Origin of the sequence: Acinetobacter sp. UBA1496, from assembly GCF_002324975.1 — a bacterium.
GTDB classification, from domain to species: Bacteria; Pseudomonadota; Gammaproteobacteria; order Pseudomonadales; family Moraxellaceae; genus Acinetobacter; species Acinetobacter variabilis.
The window spans coordinates 1-280 of record NZ_DCRI01000083.1; the positions used below are offsets into that span (position 1 = coordinate 1).

1 pseudogene is annotated in these 280 nt (G+C 47.5%); it reads right to left on the reverse strand.

Annotated features, from left to right (window positions below):
- A pseudogene (locus tag B3143_RS09370) lies at window positions 1–280 on the reverse strand (NADP-dependent oxidoreductase); the annotation flags it as partial.

The following is a 280-nucleotide window of genomic DNA, read 5'->3' on the forward strand; positions in this document are numbered from 1 at the left end:
TGATTGATACAAGCATCGAAACCGAGCTCTTCTACTGCATAACGACATTTTTCAGACCCACCTGCGATGCCAACCACGCGACAACCTTTAATTTTGCCAATCTGTCCAACCGTAGCACCAACAGGTCCCGTTGCAGCTGCAACGACTAAAGTTTCACCGGCTTTAGGCTGACTAATGTCCAACAGCCCCATATAAGCAGTAAATCCTGGCATTCCCAAAATACCCAGTGCCCAAGATGGATGTTCAGGTTGCATACCTAAGCTTTGACATGCAGTCCCAT